Below are 13,896 nucleotides of genomic sequence, written 5' to 3'. Positions count from 1 at the left end.
CGCAGCGATGCCGAACGCTGCGCAGCGTTCACCACCTGGCTGCACACCTACAATTGCCACCGCGGCCACACCGCACTCGGCGGCCAACCACCCGCCAGCCGCGTACCTAACCTCTCAGGTCAGTACAGCTAGCGCTCCAAAATCCGTTTCAGGGTGGCCAGGTCAGCGGCCACCGCGGCGCCGTCGGCCGCGTACTCGTCATCGGACATGTCCGGCCTGCGCCGCAGCGTGAACACCACCTCGCACCACTGGTCGCCGGCCGCCACCACCCGCAGCGGATTGAAGACCGGCTCGCCGGACGGCAGGGTGACGACGTGATCGAGCACCCCCAGATCGTTGGCCGGGGTGAACTCGATGGCGATCTCCCCCATCGGTGACGTCGCCACCCAGGTGTCGCCGACCCTGGTCAGCTCGCTGCGCGCCAGGCCGGCCGCCCACTCGGGCAGATGCGCCGGGTCGGCCGCGTAGCGATACACGTCGACCGCCGAGCGGTTGATCCATGCGCTGATGTGCCGGGACTCATTCATGGCTCCAACGTTAACCCTGGGCGTCGAGTAATGACTGCACTGTCTCGCGGAGATCGTCGAGCCGCTGCCGCCCCAGTACCGCCTCCCAATGTTGTTCGACAGCAAGGGCGTTCCCGCGCATGACCCGCAAGGCGTGGCGTCCCCGCGGCGTCAGCGCGATCAACAGCGCACGCGCATCGGTGTCGTCGGGAGATCGCACGATGTAGCCGTGGGATTCCAGAGCCCTGATGGCCTGCGCTACCGCCTGCCGGCTGACGCGGAGCCGATCAGCCAGGTCGGACGCATGGAGCGCACCAGCGGCCAGCGGCACGAGGGCCACCGCCTGCGCCGGTCGCAAGCCATCGAGACCGGCCGCGGCGAAGGCGGCCCGCAGCCCCGGCCCGCCGCTGGCGGCCAGCATGTGGACGAGGGCCGGCACGGTGGGGCGCCAGCCCGAGTCGGAAACGGATCGCGTCGTCACGGGGTACGAGTGTGCCACCGACGAGCATTTTGACAAGTAACTTGTCAATTATGATCTCCGGGGTGAGGATGGGCTCTATGCCGACTCGAGCCGCCCGGGCGTTGGCGATCGTGACGATCAGCGCCGTCATTCTGGTTATAGGGGGTTGTGTCGGCGGCAGCCGAGCGACGGGCACCCCCGGGCAGTCCACGCAGTCGCTGTCGGTCGGTGGATTGACCCGCACGTTTCACATCTACCGACCCGACGGCATTTCCGAACCCGCACCCTTGGTCGTGATGCTGCACGGTGGCTACGGCGACGGGGCACAAGCCGAACGCGCATACCGCTGGGATGCCCAGGCAGACACCGGACGCTTTGTCGTCGCCTACCCCGATGGACTGGACAGAGCGTGGAATGCCGGATCGTGTTGTGGCCGGCCGGCGCGGACCGGCGTCGACGACGTCGCGTTTCTCAGCGCGATGGTGGGCGTGATCGAGCAACAGATCCCTATCGACACCACCCGGGTGTTCGTCACCGGCATGTCGAACGGGGCCATGATGGCGCTGCGATTGGCTTGCCAGAGCGCGCTTTTCGCCGCGGTCGCGCCCGTGGCGGGCACCCTGCTCACCAGCTGCTCCGGCGCTGCACCGACCTCGGTTCTGCAGATCCACGGCGCCGCCGACGACCGAGTTCCCTATGGGGGTGGCCCGGGTAAAGCTCTCACTGCAGCGGGTTTACCGAGAGTCGACGGCCCCTCGGCGGAGTCGGTGAACGCCACCTGGCGCACGATCGACGGCTGCGCACCGCCCGTCTCGTCAACCAGTGGCGATGTGACCACACAGCGAGCAGACTGCCCGGCCGGCAAGACCGTGGAACTCATCACCGTCGCAGGTGCCGGCCATCAGTGGCCCGGCGGGATTGCGAATCCGGTGGTGGAAAAGGTTGCCGGACTTCCGCCGCCATCGACGGCTTTAGACGCGACCACCACGATCTGGCAGTTCTTCAGCCAACATCACCTCTGAGGGGTGGATCTAACCGCCGAGGCAACCGGGGCCCAGCAGCGCCTTCAAGTCACCCATCAGCGCCGAGGACGGTGTGACCCGCAGCGACTGATCGAGTTCCAGCGTGGTGATGCGATCACCGCTGATCAGCCTCAGGTGTACCTGCGAGGTGCCGGGATGCCGGGCCAGCACCTGCTTGAGCGCGGTGACCTTGTCGATCGTGCACTGCCGGGTGGGTAGACTCACCGCCACCGGCCGGTCCACCTGTGCATTCGAAAAGTCCGGCACCACAAGCTCGTTGGCGATCAACGAGATCCGGTCGTCCTGGATGCGGACCTTGCCGCCGACCAGGACCACGGCGTCATCGGCGATCTCGGCACCGAACAGCGTGTAGGTCTGCGGGAAGAACATCACCTCGATGCCGCCGCTCAGGTCCTCCAACTGCGCTGAGGCCCAGGGCATTCCGTTCTTGTTGACGCGACGGTTGACACCGGCCAGGATTCCGCCGACGCGAACCTGGGTGTCATTGGCGACGTCACCGGCGAGGATCGCCGGAATCTGGGTATCGACCTGCGCGGTCAGCAGGTGGGCCACCCCGTTGAGCGGATGCCCGGAGACGTACAGCCCCAGCATCTCCCGCTCGAGCGCGAGCTTGTGCTTGTCGTCCCACTCCTCGTCCGGCACGCGGATGGTGAACGCTGCGTCGGCGCCGTCGGCGTCACCTCCGTCACCGCCGCCGAACAGGTCGAACTGACCGATCGCCTCGGCCTTCTTGGTGCCCAGCACCGAGTCGACGGCGTCGGTGTGGATCAGGAACAGCCCCTTGCGGGGATGCTTCAGCGAATCGAAAGCACCTGCCTTGACCAAGGATTCGGTGACCTTCTTGTTGCAGGCCGCGATGTCGATCTTGTTCAGGTAGTCGGAGAAGTCGGTGAACTTGCCCTTCTCGGTGCGGGTGGCGATCAGCGAGCTGACCACGTTGGCGCCGACGTTACGGATGGCGCCGAGCCCGAACCGGATGTCGTCGTCCACCGAGGCGAAGTTCTGCACCGACTCGTTGACGTCGGGCGGCAGCACCGTGATGCCCAGCCGGCGGCAGTCGGCGAGATAGACCGCGGCCTTGTCCTTGTCGTCACCGACCGAGGTGAGCAGCCCGGCCATGTACTCGGCCGGGTAGTTGGCCTTCAGGTAGGCGGTCCAGTACGACACCAGCCCGTAGCCGGCGGCATGCGATTTGTTGAACGCGTAACCGGCGAACGGAAGAATGGTGTCCCACAGCGCCTTGACCGCCTTCTCGGAGAAGCCGTTGGCGGTCATCCCCTCCTTGAAGCCCTGATACTCGGCTTCCAGAACCTCGAGCTTCTTCTTGCCCATGGCTTTTCGCAGCGCATCGGCCTTACCCATCGAGTAGGAGGCAACCTTCTGCGCGATGAACATGATCTGCTCTTGGTAGACGATCAGGCCGTAGGTTTCGGCCAGGATCTCCTTGAGCGGTTCCTCCAGCTCGGGGTGGATCGGCTTGATGGCTTGCCGGTTGTTCTTGCGGTCGGCGTAGTCGTTGTGCGCGTTCATGCCCATCGGACCGGGCCGGTACAGGGCCAGCACGGCGACGATGTCGTTGAACTCGGTCGGCTGCATGCGCCGCAGCAGATCGCGCATCGGCCCGCCGTCGAGCTGGAACACGCCCAGGGTGTCGCCGCGGCCCAGGAGTTCGTAGGCCTTGGGATCATCGAACGGCAGCGTGTCGAGGTCCAGGTCGATGCCGCGGTTGGCTTTGATGTTCTCGATACAGTCGCCGATGATCGTCAGGTTCCGCAGGCCGAGGAAGTCCATCTTCAGCAGGCCGATGGCCTCGCACGACGGGTAGTCCCAGCCGGTGATGATCGCTCCGTCCTGCGGCCGCTTCCACAGCGGAATGGCCTCGATCAGCGGCTCGGAGCTCATGATCACCGCGCACGCGTGCACGCCGGCGTTACGGACCAGGCCCTCCAGCCCGCGCGCGGTCTCGTAGATGGTGCGCACGTCGGGATCGGTGTCGATCAGGCCGCGAACCTCGGCGGCCTCCTTGTACCGCTCGTGGTTCGGGTCGGTGATACCCGACAGCGGGATGTCCTTGGCCATGATCGGCGGCGGCAGCGCCTTGGTGATCCGGTCGGCGATCGCGAAGCCGGGCTGGCCGTAGTGGACGCGAGCCGAATCCTTCAGTGCTGCTTTGGTTTTGATGGTGCCGAAGGTGATGACCTGGGCGACCCGGTCACTGCCCCACTTCTCGGCGGCGTAGCGCACCATCTCACCGCGGCGGCGGTCGTCGAAGTCGATATCGATATCGGGTGCCGACGGGCGTTCCGGGTTGAGGAACCGCTCGAACAGCAGACCGTGCGGGATCGGGTCGATATTGGTGATCCCCAGCGCGTAGGCCACCAGCGAACCGGCGGCCGATCCGCGGCCGGGCCCCACCCGGATGTCGATGGAGCGCGCGTAGTTGATCAGGTCGGCCACGATCAGGAAGTACGACGGGAAGCCCTTGCCGCAGATGACGTCGATCTCGTAGCTGGCCCGCTCGGTGTACTCCGGCGGCACGCCGTCCGGAAAGCGCCGCCGCAGACCGGCTTCGACCTCGTGGCGCAGCCAGCTGCCCTGGTCGTGGCCGTCGGGCACCGGGAAGATCGGCATCCGGTCGGTCGGGGTCCACACGTCGGCGTAGGACTGCACCCGTTCGGCGATCAGCAGCGTCGAGTCGCACGCCTCGGGGACCTCGGCGTCCCACAGCGCCCGCATCTCGGCAGCCGACTTCAGGTAGTAGCCGTCGCCGTCGAACTTGAACCGGTTGGGGTCCGAGAGCGTCTTGCCGGTCTGGATGCACAGCAGCGCTTCGTGATTGTGCGACGCGTCCCGGGTGACGTAGTGGCAGTCATTGGTGGCCAGCGCGGGGATGCCGAGCTTGCGGCCGACCTCCAACAGGCCCTCACGGACCCGACGCTCGATCGACAGCCCGTGGTCCATCAGTTCCAGGAAGTAGTTGTCCGGGCCGAAGATCTCCCGCCATTTGGCGGCCGACTCCAGCGCCTCCTTCTCCTGGCCCAGCCGCAGCCGGGTCTGCACCTCGCCCGACGGGCAGCCGGTGGTGGCGATGATGCCCTCGGCATGCTCGGCGATGATCTCGGCGTCCATCCGCGACCACTTACCCAGCTGCCCCTCGAATGAGGCCCGCGAGGACAGCTTGAACAGGTTGCGCAGGCCGGTCGCGTTCTCGGCCATCATCGTCATGTGCGTGTACGAGCCGCTACCCGACACGTCGTCGCTCTTCTGGCCCGGATCACCCCACAGGATGCGGCGGGTGTCGAATCGCGAACCGGGCGCAATGTAGGCCTCGACACCGATGATCGGCTTGATGCCGACCTTGGTGGCCGCGTTGTAGAACTCGCTGGCCCCGAACATGTTTCCGTGGTCGGTCATGCCGATGGCCGGCATCTCGAGGCGTTGCGCCTCGGCCAGCATGGGGGTGATCTTCGCGGCACCGTCGAGCATCGAGTACTCGGTGTGGTTGTGCAGGTGTACGAAGGAGTCGTTCTTACCCATAGGCCCGTCAGTCTAGGGCCGCGGACCGACAGCCTTCGGCGTGTCGCGGCACGTGTCTAGGGTGATCCCTATGTTCGCGCCCAAACCCCCGCTGCGCAGCGTGGGCACCGACCCCGACTACCGCTTCACCCTGGCCAACGAGCGGACGTTCCTGGCGTGGCTGCGCACCGGGTTGGCGCTGCTGGCCGGCGCGGTGGCGCTGGCCAGCCTGGTCCACGATTTCGGCCCCCGGCCGTTGCGGATCGTGATCACGGCCTTGCTGCTGGCGTTGTCTTTGACCGTCACGATCGGGGGGTACATGCGCTGGGACCGCACCGAGCGGGCACTGCGGGAGAAGCGGTCCCTGCCGACCGACCCGATGCCCCGGATCATCGTCTCCGGTATCGGGATCATCATCGTGGCCGCGGCGGTCCTGGTGTACCTCGCCGAATTCTGAGCAGATGGACAACCCTGATCGAGACCTTCTCGACGCAACGGGGGTCGCCGAGCGGACGGCGCTCGCGTGGCAGCGCACGGTCATCGGCGTGCTGGCCGTCGGTGCGCTCGTGGTGCGCTGGAGCATCGTCGAACGGTTCCCGCCGTGGCCCGGCGTCCTGCTGACGACGGTGGCCGCGCTGGCCGCCCTGCTGCTGGTCCGGCAGCGCTATCAGCGGGTGCGCGACACCGTGACAGCCGGCCAGACACCGCTGTCGCGCTATCTGGTCCCCGGCGCCACCGCGTTCATGGCCGTGGTCGTCGTCGGCATCGGCACGGCGATCCTCGCGGAGTACATCTAGGCCTCGTCTTTGAGCATCCGGGCCATCTCCCGCGCCTGCTCCTCCGTCACCTCACCGGAGAGCTGCAGCGTGTCGCCGTCGATCTTCTCGGTGATCTTCGGCGCCCACACGACCACACCGGACCGGACGAACGCGACCTGCTGGTCGATGTGGGAGCCGGTGTAGTCGGCGAACGCCGTCGTCGACTCGGGAGTCATGCTGATCTGCACGATCTGCTTGGCGGTCAGCGGGTTCAGGAACGAGTCCACATCCGTGAGCTGAAGCGTCAGCACCTGGGGCCCCAGATCGAACACCGCGGTCTTGGCGAGGTCGCAGATGCGCAGCGGCTGATCCGGTGGGACCGGCGGTTTCGGGTCGCAGTCACCGGGCTGGATGACGTACATCCCGTTCACCGACCGCAGTTGGAGCGGCTTGATGGTCAGCGGCGGCGGGGTGGTCGTCGTGGTCGTCAGCGCCGCCATCGGGTCTTGCCGATTGAACAGAATCCCCGGGGTCAGCAGTACACCGAGCACCGGTACGATGATCGCGACCGACGCCAGTCCGGCCACTATCGCGATCGTGATTCGCCGGCGGCGGAGATTGTCGGTCATGCGCTCCTCGATCTGTGTCTCGTTGGCCTACATCGGAACCGGTGCGCCGAAGCCGGGAATGATGCCGATCGGGATCACCGCCAACAGGATGGCGCCGACGGCGAACACGACCAGGGTGCGCCGGGTGGGTGGCTCGTCGATTTCGGGCTGATCGCGGGTGTACAGCAAAAATACGATGCCCAGATCGAACGCGATGACGACCCACCAGCGGACCCAGTCCACGCCGGTGGCGAACACCGGCAGGATCATCACCACGCCGATGAGCATCGCCAGGGGACGAGAACGCAGCACCGCCGTGAACCGCCCTACCGGGACACCCGAGACGTGGCCGATGGACAACATACTGATGATCAGCGTCGCGATCCCGTAGATCGTCGAGCCGGCCAGCGCCACAACGCCGATGCTGCCGACGAAGCGCACGCCTTCGGAGAAAGTCATGTCGAACAGCGGCAGGAACGCCCGGCAGAACCAGTCGTGGTAGTCGACGTAGTAGTGGAAGCCGCTCAGCAGCTGGCCGATGGTGGGCTTGCCGGCCAGCGGATGGTTCATCGGCCCGTGCTGCACCAGCTCGCACAGCTGGGGCGACACCTTCCGCCGGCCGAATGCGGCCAGGGCCATCGCAACCACTACCGCGGGCCCGAGCGACAGCACGACACTGGCCCGAAACCCTCTGGCGCACAGCCGGTCCGCCAGCACGGTCAGTGCCGCCAGCACACCGAGGCCGAAGAGGAACGGCGTCGCCTCGTGGATCAGCGTCAGCACGGCCAGCGTCGCACCGTAGACGGCGCTGGCGATCAGGGTCGCGCGGGTGGTGGTGACGCGGGTCAGCACCACCGCGAAGACGGCGAGTGCGGCGCCGCCCAGCAGGTCGGTGCGCGCCGAGAACAGGCCGAACGCGAACCCGAACGGCAGGACGGGAATCAGCAGGGCCAGCAGCCGCCGTCGTTGCGAGCGCCCGGACCTCAGCGCGACCGACCACGCCACCGCCGCGAGACCCAGAACGAAGAACACCGTCGGCACCCAGCGCAGCACGGCCAGCCCACCGAAGTAGTGCGCCGAGCCGAACAGGCCCAGGATCTCGCCGGCCAGTCCGCGCCGGATGAAACCCACGGTGTAATCGATGGCGAAGTAGGAATACCAGTAGCCGTCGGGGATCACGGTCAGCGCGATCGTCAGCAGCACCGCCGCCCACACCGCCAGCAGCACCGTGAACGTGATGAAGAAGCCACGCCGACCGCCGGTGTTGACCGCGGTGTCCGGCATCCGATGAGTATAGGGTCGGTCCACGTGAGCCAAGACGCGACGGTCGCCTATCTGGGCTTCCACGAGAAGGACAATCTCGGCGACGACGCGATCTACGACGCGGTGAAATCGCAGCTCCCCGGCGTCGTGTTCAACGACGTCCCGCGGCTGGCCCATGAGTTCGTGTTCCCGCCGTCCGCGGCGCTGGAGCGGGCGCGTCGGCCCAGCACGCTGGTGATGGGTGGCGGGACCCTGGTCGGCGTGCGCTACTTCCGCCTGCTGGCGCGGCTGGGCCTCGCGGTGACCAAGAACATCGGCAAGTACGCGATCGGCGTCGGCGTCCAGGACCCCGGGTATGGCGGTCGTGGCAGCGGCTCGGGCCGCAGCGAGCTGACCAAGTGGAAGCCGATCCTGGCCGGTTTCGACTCGGTGTCGGTGCGTGGCCCGCGAAGTGTCGAACTGCTCGCCGACATCGGGTTGACGGCGCAGGTGACCGGGGATCCGGCGCTGATCCTGCCGCGCCCCGAGGTGCCGGTCACCGACGGCCTGATCGGGCTGAACCTCGGCTACGGCGACGATCTGTGGGGACACGATCCGGCCGGCGTCGCCGAACAGGTCGGCATCGCGGTGCGCGAACTGGCCGGCCGCGGCCACCGGTTTGTCGGCATCCTGATGAACCCCAGCGACCGCAAGTGGGTGGAGATGGCGTTCGCGGGCGTGCAGGCAGACATCCTGGTACCGGCCGACGCAGTGACGGCGGCACGGGAGTTCGGCCGCTGCTCGGCGGCCATCGTCTGCCGGCTGCACGCCGGGATACTGGCCGCCCTCGCCGACACCCCGGTGGTTTCCCTTGAGTACCAACCGAAGTGCCGCGACTTCGCGCTGTCCATCGACGACGAGGGATCGCTGATCCGTACCGACCGGGTGACCGGCGCCGCCGTCGTCGACCGGGTGCTGAACTCACTTGCCGACGCCACCGCCATCCGGGCCACCAAGCGTGCCGCCGTGGACCGGCTGCGCACCCAACTCGACGCCGAGTACAGCGCGCTGCGCCGTCAGCTCGGTGTCGCCGCCGGCTGACGGGCCCGGCGCAGCGCGTCCCCGCTGAACACCAGCAGCGCCAGCCAGATCAGCGCGAAGCCGACCCAGCGGGCCGGCGGCATCGGCTCGTGCGCCACCAGCACTCCCCAGGTCATCTGCATGGCCGGATTCAGGTACATCAGCAGCCCGAGGGTCACCAGCGGCAGGCGTTGCGCGGCGGCGGCGAAGAACAGCAGCGGGATCGCGGTGATCGGGCCGGACAGCATCATCAACACGATGTGACCCGGGCCGTTGTTGGTGAACTCGCCGTGCCCGGAGACCTGCAGCACGACGACGTAGGCGATGGCGAACGGCGCAGCGAGTGCGGCCTCCACGCCGACGCTGACCCGCGGATCGGTGGGCACCACCTTCTTGACCACGCCGTACAGGCCGAACGTCAGGGCCAGACCGAGCGCGATGAACGGTGGGCCGCCGACCTCGACGGCCAGCAGGATCACCGCCGCCAGCGCGATCACCACGGCCACCAGCTGAGCCCGATTGAGCCGCTCGGAGAAGATCACCACCCCGAGCAGCACGCTGACCAGAGGGTTGATGAAGTAACCGAGTGCACCGTCGACCACGTGGCCGTTGTTGACGGCGTAGATGAAAATCACCCAGTTGGCCGACACCAGCGCCGAGGCGCACAGCAGCAGCAGCCAGGTGCGCGTGGTGATCGCCTTGAGTTCGGGCAGCTTGCGCATGGCGACCACGACACCGGTCATCAACACCGTCGTCCAGATGATGCGGTGAGCCAGAACCTCCAGTGCGCCTGCGGGTCTCAGCAGCGGGAAGAACGCCGGGAACAGCCCCCAGGAGCCGTACGCGCCGATGCCGTAGAGCAGCCCGCCGGACTTGGTGTCCCGGCGTCCGGCCGTCACGAGTCGTGGCGCAGCGAGTCCAGGGCGTGCTGCAGATCGGCCGGATACGGGCTGGTGACCTCGAAATGCCTGCCGTCGGCCGGGTGTGCGAACGCCAGCGATCGGGCGTGCAGCCACTGCCGGTCCAGGCCGAGCCGCTTGGCCAGCACCGGGTCGGCACCGTAGGTCAGATCACCCGCGCACGGATGATGCAACGCGGCGAAATGCACCCGAATCTGGTGAGTGCGACCGGTTTCCAGATGAATATCGAGAAGGCTTGCCGCCCTGAACATTTCGAGCGTGTCGTAGTGGGTGACGCTGTGCCGCCCGGTCTCGGTGACGGCGAATTTCCAGTCATGGCCGCGATGTCGCCCGATCGGCGCGTCGATGGTGCCGCTGGACGGATCCGGATGACCTTGCACCACAGCGTGATAGCGCTTGTCCACGGTGCGCGCCTTGAAGGCCCGCTTGAGCACGGTGTAGGCCCGCTCGGACAGGGCGACCACCATCACCCCGGAGGTGCCGACGTCGAGACGGTGCACGATGCCCTGGCGCTCGTGGATCCCGGAGGTGCTGATCCGGAATCCGGCCGCGGCCAGCCCGCCGAGCACGGTGGGACCGTGCCAGCCGACCGTCGCGTGCGCGGCCACGCCCGGCGGTTTGTCCACGGCGACGATGTCGGCATCGGAGTACAGGATCGTCATGCCCTCGATATCGACGGGCGTGTTCTCCGGCGGCGGGGCTTCCTCGGGGATCTGCACGTGCAGCCAGGCGCCGGCTTCGAGGCGGTCGGACTTGCCGGCCCGCACGCCGTCGAGTTCCACACCGCCGTCCTCGGCGATGGCGGCCACGGCAGTGCGGGACAGTCCCAACAGCCGGGCCAGGCCGGCGTCGACACGCAAGCCGGCCAGACCTTCGGGGACCGGCATCGACCGTTCCGCCATCAGGCTGTCTCGGCCGGTTCAGTCTTCCGCCGTCCGGTGCTGTCGAAGTCGTACCCGAACAGCGAGAGAGCGACCAGCAGGATCGCACCGCCGACCACCGCGGGGTCGGCCACGTTGAACACCGGCCACCAGCCGATGGACAGAAAGTCGACGACGTGGCCGCGCAGCGGGCCGGGTGAACGGAAGAACCGGTCGACCAGGTTGCCCAGCGCGCCGCCGAGGATCATCCCCAGCCCCAGCGCCCACCACGGCGACACCAGCCGTCGGCCCATCCAGAAGATGCCCACCACCACGCCGGTGGCGACCAGCGTCAGCACCCACGTGTAGCCGGTGGCCATCGAGAACGCCGCACCGGAGTTCCGCACCAGCGTCCAGGTGACGGTGTCACCGATGATCGACACCGGTTGTCCCGGGGTCAGCCAGCGCACCGCCAGCACCTTGGTGATGACGTCGAGCGCCAGCACAACGCCGGCGACCGACAGCAACAGCCGCAGCCGCCGCCGCGGCGACTCGGTAGCGGGCGTGGATTCGTCGGTCACTCCCCCATCATTCCCTAGTCTGTTTCCCATGCCGCGCCTTGTCGTCGTCACCACCGGCGGAACCATCTCCACCAGTGCCGACAGCGCCGGCGTGCTGCGGCCCGTGCACCGCGGCGCGGAGCTGGCGTCGGGCCTGGACGCACAGGTGATCGACCTGTTCACCGTGGACAGCTCGCAGCTGACCCCCGCCGAGTGGCTGCGGATCGGCGCCGCCGTCACCGAGGCGGCCCGAGACGCCGACGGCGTCGTCGTCACGCATGGCACCGACACCCTCGAAGAGACCGCGCTGTGGCTGGAACTCACCTACGGCGGTACGGCGCCGGTGGTCGTGACCGGGGCGGCACTGCCCGCCGACGCTCCCGATGCGGACGGCCCGGGCAATCTGCGCGATGCGCTGACCGTGGCGGCCAGCCCGCTCGCCAAGGAGCTGGGCGTGCTGATCTGCTTCGCCGGGACGGTGCGGGCACCGCTGGGCAGCACCAAGGTGGGCGGTCCGGGCCTCTTTGGCGGTCGCCCGCCGGTGGGCGCGGTGAGCGCCGGGGTGTTCTCGGTGACCGGTACCAAACAGCGGGCGTATGTGGGCGCCGTCGCTGACGTTGCGCGGGTGGACATCGTGGCGGCGTATCCGGGCGCCGACGGGGCGGCGATCGACGCGTTCGCCGCAGCCGGGGCTCGCGGCCTGGTCATCGAGGCGATGGGGGCGGGTAACGCCGGTGCCGCAGTGGTCGGGGCGGTGCGTCGCGCGTGCGCCCGCGGGGTGGCGGTCGTGGTGACCACCCGGGTGCCCCTCGGTCGCACCGCCGCGCTGTACGGGCCGGGCCATGACCTGGTCGAAGCCGGCGCGGTGATGGTGCCCGCACTGCGCAGCAGTCAGGCTCGGGTGCTGCTGATGGTGGCGCTGAGTCTGGGGCTACCCGTGATCGACGTCATCGGCCGCCTGCGCTGAGCGGGCCAGGTATTCGTTCCAGTCCAGGCTGTCGACCGGATTGGCCTTGGTCAGCTCGGGGTTGTCGATCGGAAAGGTCCGCATCACGCCGGGCCCGCTGCCGCGGGTCTCGAACCGCACGCTGACCACACCGTGACCGGCGCCCTGCACCCAACCGTGGCCCAGGCCGGGGTGGCTGACGTCGTCACCGATGCGCCAGCCACCGCCATCAGGTGCGGGCCCGGGTACCGGCGGGTGGGTGTCCAACGCGTCGGCGACCTCCGCCTCCAGCTGTTCGAGATCGGGGAACAGCGACTCCTGCCGGACATCGGACAGTCCCGAAAAGCCAACGCCGAGAAGGCGAATGGGGCCCACCTCGCGCGGGTCCAGCAGCAGCCGGCGGGCCGTGGCGCTCAGCGTCCCGGCGTCTCCGGTCGCATACGGGAGCGTGGCTGACCGGGTCAGCGTCGTCATATCGGACCGTTTGAGCTTGACCGTGACGGTGCGGGCGCCGCGGCCGTCACGCTCGAGGCGCCGGTGGGCATGCTCGGCGATCGGGCCGATCGCGTCCCGCAGCGCTTCCAGGGTGGTCAGGTCGGCCGGGAACGTCGACTCGGCGCTGATCTGCTTGGCCTCGGCCCGTTCGGCCACCGGCCGGTCGTCGATACCGCGGGCCAGCCGGTGCAGCGCGGGCCCGACGGTCGCGCCGAGGATGCTGGCGGCCTCGGCGTCGGACAGGGCGGCCAGCTGCCCGACGGTGTCGATGCCGAGCCGGTGCAGCTTGTCCTCGGCCACCGGGCCGATGCCCCATAACCGGCGGACCGGCAGCCCGTCCAGCAGGATGCGCTCCTCGTCGCGGCGGACCACCCGCAGCCCGTCGGGTTTGGCCAGATCCGAGGCGATCTTGGCGATCTGCTTGCCCGACCCGGCCCCGACCGAGGCCACCAGACCGGTCTCCTCCTTGACACGTCGTCGCAGCCGCACCGCGAATTCCTCGACCTCCTCGGCGCTGGCCCCGACCAGTTCGGCCGGTTCGCCGAACGCCTCGTCGAAGGACAGTTGTTCCAGGACCGGCACCATGGCGCGCACGGTGTCCAGGACGCGGCGGCTGGCCACGCCGTACACCACTCCGCGGGGCGGGAGCACGACCGCGGCGGCCCCGACCATGCGCCGGGCCTGGTGCATCGGCATCGCCGAGCGGGCGCCGAACACCCGGGCCTCGTAGCTGGCCCCGGCGACCACGCCGCGCCCGCCCAGCCCGCCGACCAGGACCGGCCTGCCGCGCAGGGTGGGACGGGTCAGCTGTTCGACCGATGCGAAGAACGCATCCATGTCGAAATGCAGGACCCAGCGCTCCACGGGTCGATCGTATGGGCCGACTGTTCAGTAGCCGGGTA

Annotated in this window: 14 protein-coding genes and 1 pseudogene; 6 read left to right on the top strand and 9 right to left on the bottom strand. The window is 68.4% G+C overall.

Annotation, left to right across the window (positions count from 1 at the left end; genetic code table 11):
- Nucleotides 1-132: pseudogene (locus tag HPC46_RS21135) on the top strand (IS481 family transposase); the annotation flags it as partial.
- Here the strand turns inward: HPC46_RS21135 and HPC46_RS21130 are convergent.
- Both HPC46_RS21130 and HPC46_RS21125 read right to left on the bottom strand, forming a co-directional pair.
- Complete coding sequence (locus tag HPC46_RS21130; RefSeq protein ID WP_179473520.1) at nucleotides 129-527, bottom strand: SRPBCC family protein; 399 nt, start codon at nucleotides 525-527, stop codon at nucleotides 129-131. The pseudogene HPC46_RS21135 and the gene HPC46_RS21130 sit on opposite strands and share 4 nt — an antisense overlap.
- 10 nt (nucleotides 528-537) lie before the next feature.
- Nucleotides 538-945, bottom strand: a complete 408-nt coding sequence (locus HPC46_RS21125; protein WP_325096720.1) for a MarR family winged helix-turn-helix transcriptional regulator — start codon at nucleotides 943-945, stop codon at nucleotides 538-540.
- A gap of 119 nt (nucleotides 946-1,064) precedes the next feature.
- Here HPC46_RS21125 and HPC46_RS21120 point away from each other — a divergent pair, with 119 nt between their 5' ends.
- Complete coding sequence (locus HPC46_RS21120) at nucleotides 1,065-1,988, top strand: extracellular catalytic domain type 1 short-chain-length polyhydroxyalkanoate depolymerase (protein WP_179473518.1); 924 nt, start codon at nucleotides 1,065-1,067, stop codon at nucleotides 1,986-1,988.
- Between the two features lie 9 nt (nucleotides 1,989-1,997).
- Here the strand turns inward: HPC46_RS21120 and dnaE are convergent, their stop codons facing one another.
- Nucleotides 1,998-5,546 (bottom strand): DNA polymerase III subunit alpha, encoded by a 3,549-nt coding sequence (gene dnaE / locus HPC46_RS21115; RefSeq protein WP_179473517.1) that lies wholly within the window; start codon nucleotides 5,544-5,546, stop codon nucleotides 1,998-2,000.
- A 70-nt stretch (nucleotides 5,547-5,616) separates the two neighbouring features.
- Here dnaE and HPC46_RS21110 point away from each other — a divergent pair, with 70 nt between their 5' ends.
- Together HPC46_RS21110 and HPC46_RS21105 are read left to right on the top strand one after the other, a co-directional pair.
- Complete coding sequence (locus HPC46_RS21110; RefSeq protein ID WP_179473515.1) at nucleotides 5,617-5,982, top strand: DUF202 domain-containing protein; 366 nt, start codon at nucleotides 5,617-5,619, stop codon at nucleotides 5,980-5,982.
- A gap of 4 nt (nucleotides 5,983-5,986) precedes the next feature.
- Nucleotides 5,987-6,322: a DUF202 domain-containing protein gene (locus HPC46_RS21105; RefSeq protein ID WP_179473513.1), complete on the top strand. Its 336-nt coding sequence runs from the start codon at nucleotides 5,987-5,989 to the stop codon at nucleotides 6,320-6,322.
- Here the strand turns inward: HPC46_RS21105 and HPC46_RS21100 are convergent.
- Complete coding sequence (locus tag HPC46_RS21100; protein ID WP_179473511.1) at nucleotides 6,319-6,912, bottom strand: SecDF P1 head subdomain-containing protein; 594 nt, start codon at nucleotides 6,910-6,912, stop codon at nucleotides 6,319-6,321. The genes HPC46_RS21105 and HPC46_RS21100 overlap by 4 nt on opposite strands.
- A 27-nt stretch (nucleotides 6,913-6,939) precedes the next feature.
- Nucleotides 6,940-8,175 carry an Rv1490 family membrane protein gene (locus HPC46_RS21095; protein ID WP_179473509.1) on the bottom strand — a complete coding sequence of 412 codons (1,236 nt, stop codon included), beginning with the start codon at nucleotides 8,173-8,175 and terminating at the stop codon, nucleotides 6,940-6,942.
- Between the two features lie 24 nt (nucleotides 8,176-8,199).
- Between HPC46_RS21095 and HPC46_RS21090 the strand changes: the two genes are divergently transcribed.
- Nucleotides 8,200-9,234: a polysaccharide pyruvyl transferase family protein gene (locus tag HPC46_RS21090; protein ID WP_325096719.1), complete on the top strand. Its 1,035-nt coding sequence runs from the start codon at nucleotides 8,200-8,202 to the stop codon at nucleotides 9,232-9,234.
- Here HPC46_RS21090 and rarD read toward each other — a convergent pair.
- Genes rarD through lspA form a run of 3 tightly spaced genes read right to left on the bottom strand, consistent with a single transcriptional unit; the run spans nucleotide 9,210 to nucleotide 11,604 of the window.
- Complete coding sequence (gene rarD, locus HPC46_RS21085; RefSeq protein WP_179473505.1) at nucleotides 9,210-10,112, bottom strand: EamA family transporter RarD; 903 nt, start codon at nucleotides 10,110-10,112, stop codon at nucleotides 9,210-9,212. The genes HPC46_RS21090 and rarD overlap by 25 nt on opposite strands.
- A complete protein-coding gene (locus HPC46_RS21080) occupies nucleotides 10,109-11,035 on the bottom strand; it encodes an RluA family pseudouridine synthase (protein ID WP_179473503.1) in 927 nt (308 codons plus the stop codon). The genes rarD and HPC46_RS21080 overlap by 4 nt, the downstream gene beginning before the upstream one ends.
- Nucleotides 11,035-11,604, bottom strand: a complete 570-nt coding sequence (gene lspA / locus HPC46_RS21075; protein WP_179473501.1) for a signal peptidase II — start codon at nucleotides 11,602-11,604, stop codon at nucleotides 11,035-11,037. The genes HPC46_RS21080 and lspA overlap by 1 nt, the downstream gene beginning before the upstream one ends.
- Between lspA and HPC46_RS21070 the strand changes: the two genes are divergently transcribed.
- Nucleotides 11,603-12,520, top strand: a complete 918-nt coding sequence (locus HPC46_RS21070) for an asparaginase domain-containing protein (protein WP_179473499.1) — start codon at nucleotides 11,603-11,605, stop codon at nucleotides 12,518-12,520. The two genes, lspA and HPC46_RS21070, sit on opposite strands and share 2 nt — an antisense overlap.
- Here HPC46_RS21070 and HPC46_RS21065 read toward each other — a convergent pair.
- Entirely contained in the window at nucleotides 12,485-13,831 is a 1,347-nt protein-coding gene (locus HPC46_RS21065) for a DNA polymerase IV (RefSeq protein WP_218894478.1), read from the bottom strand. The genes HPC46_RS21070 and HPC46_RS21065 overlap by 36 nt on opposite strands.
- Nucleotides 13,832-13,896: the final 65 nt, after the last annotated feature.

Source organism: Mycolicibacterium vinylchloridicum (genome assembly GCF_013404075.1).
GTDB classification, from domain to species: domain Bacteria; phylum Actinomycetota; class Actinomycetes; order Mycobacteriales; family Mycobacteriaceae; genus Mycobacterium; species Mycobacterium vinylchloridicum.
This window is presented reverse-complemented; position numbering and strand designations above follow the sequence as displayed.

What these genes read in the sequence shown, in the direction of transcription:
- HPC46_RS21100 (WP_179473511.1), bottom strand. Translation starts at nt 6,912, where the DNA reads ATGACCGACAATCTCCGCCGCCGGCGAATCACGATCGCGATAGTGGCC.
- dnaE (WP_179473517.1), bottom strand. Translation starts at nt 5,546, where the DNA reads ATGGGTAAGAACGACTCCTTCGTACACCTGCACAACCACACCGAGTAC.
- HPC46_RS21080 (WP_179473503.1), bottom strand. Translation starts at nt 11,035, where the DNA reads ATGGCGGAACGGTCGATGCCGGTCCCCGAAGGTCTGGCCGGCTTGCGT.
- HPC46_RS21105 (WP_179473513.1), top strand. Translation starts at nt 5,987, where the DNA reads ATGGACAACCCTGATCGAGACCTTCTCGACGCAACGGGGGTCGCCGAG.
- HPC46_RS21095 (WP_179473509.1), bottom strand. Translation starts at nt 8,175, where the DNA reads ATGCCGGACACCGCGGTCAACACCGGCGGTCGGCGTGGCTTCTTCATC.
- HPC46_RS21130 (WP_179473520.1), bottom strand. Translation starts at nt 527, where the DNA reads ATGAATGAGTCCCGGCACATCAGCGCATGGATCAACCGCTCGGCGGTC.
- HPC46_RS21070 (WP_179473499.1), top strand. Translation starts at nt 11,603, where the DNA reads ATGCCGCGCCTTGTCGTCGTCACCACCGGCGGAACCATCTCCACCAGT.
- HPC46_RS21120 (WP_179473518.1), top strand. Translation starts at nt 1,065, where the DNA reads ATGCCGACTCGAGCCGCCCGGGCGTTGGCGATCGTGACGATCAGCGCC.
- lspA (WP_179473501.1), bottom strand. Translation starts at nt 11,604, where the DNA reads ATGGGAAACAGACTAGGGAATGATGGGGGAGTGACCGACGAATCCACG.
- HPC46_RS21110 (WP_179473515.1), top strand. Translation starts at nt 5,617, where the DNA reads ATGTTCGCGCCCAAACCCCCGCTGCGCAGCGTGGGCACCGACCCCGAC.
- HPC46_RS21065 (WP_218894478.1), bottom strand. Translation starts at nt 13,831, where the DNA reads ATGGATGCGTTCTTCGCATCGGTCGAACAGCTGACCCGTCCCACCCTG.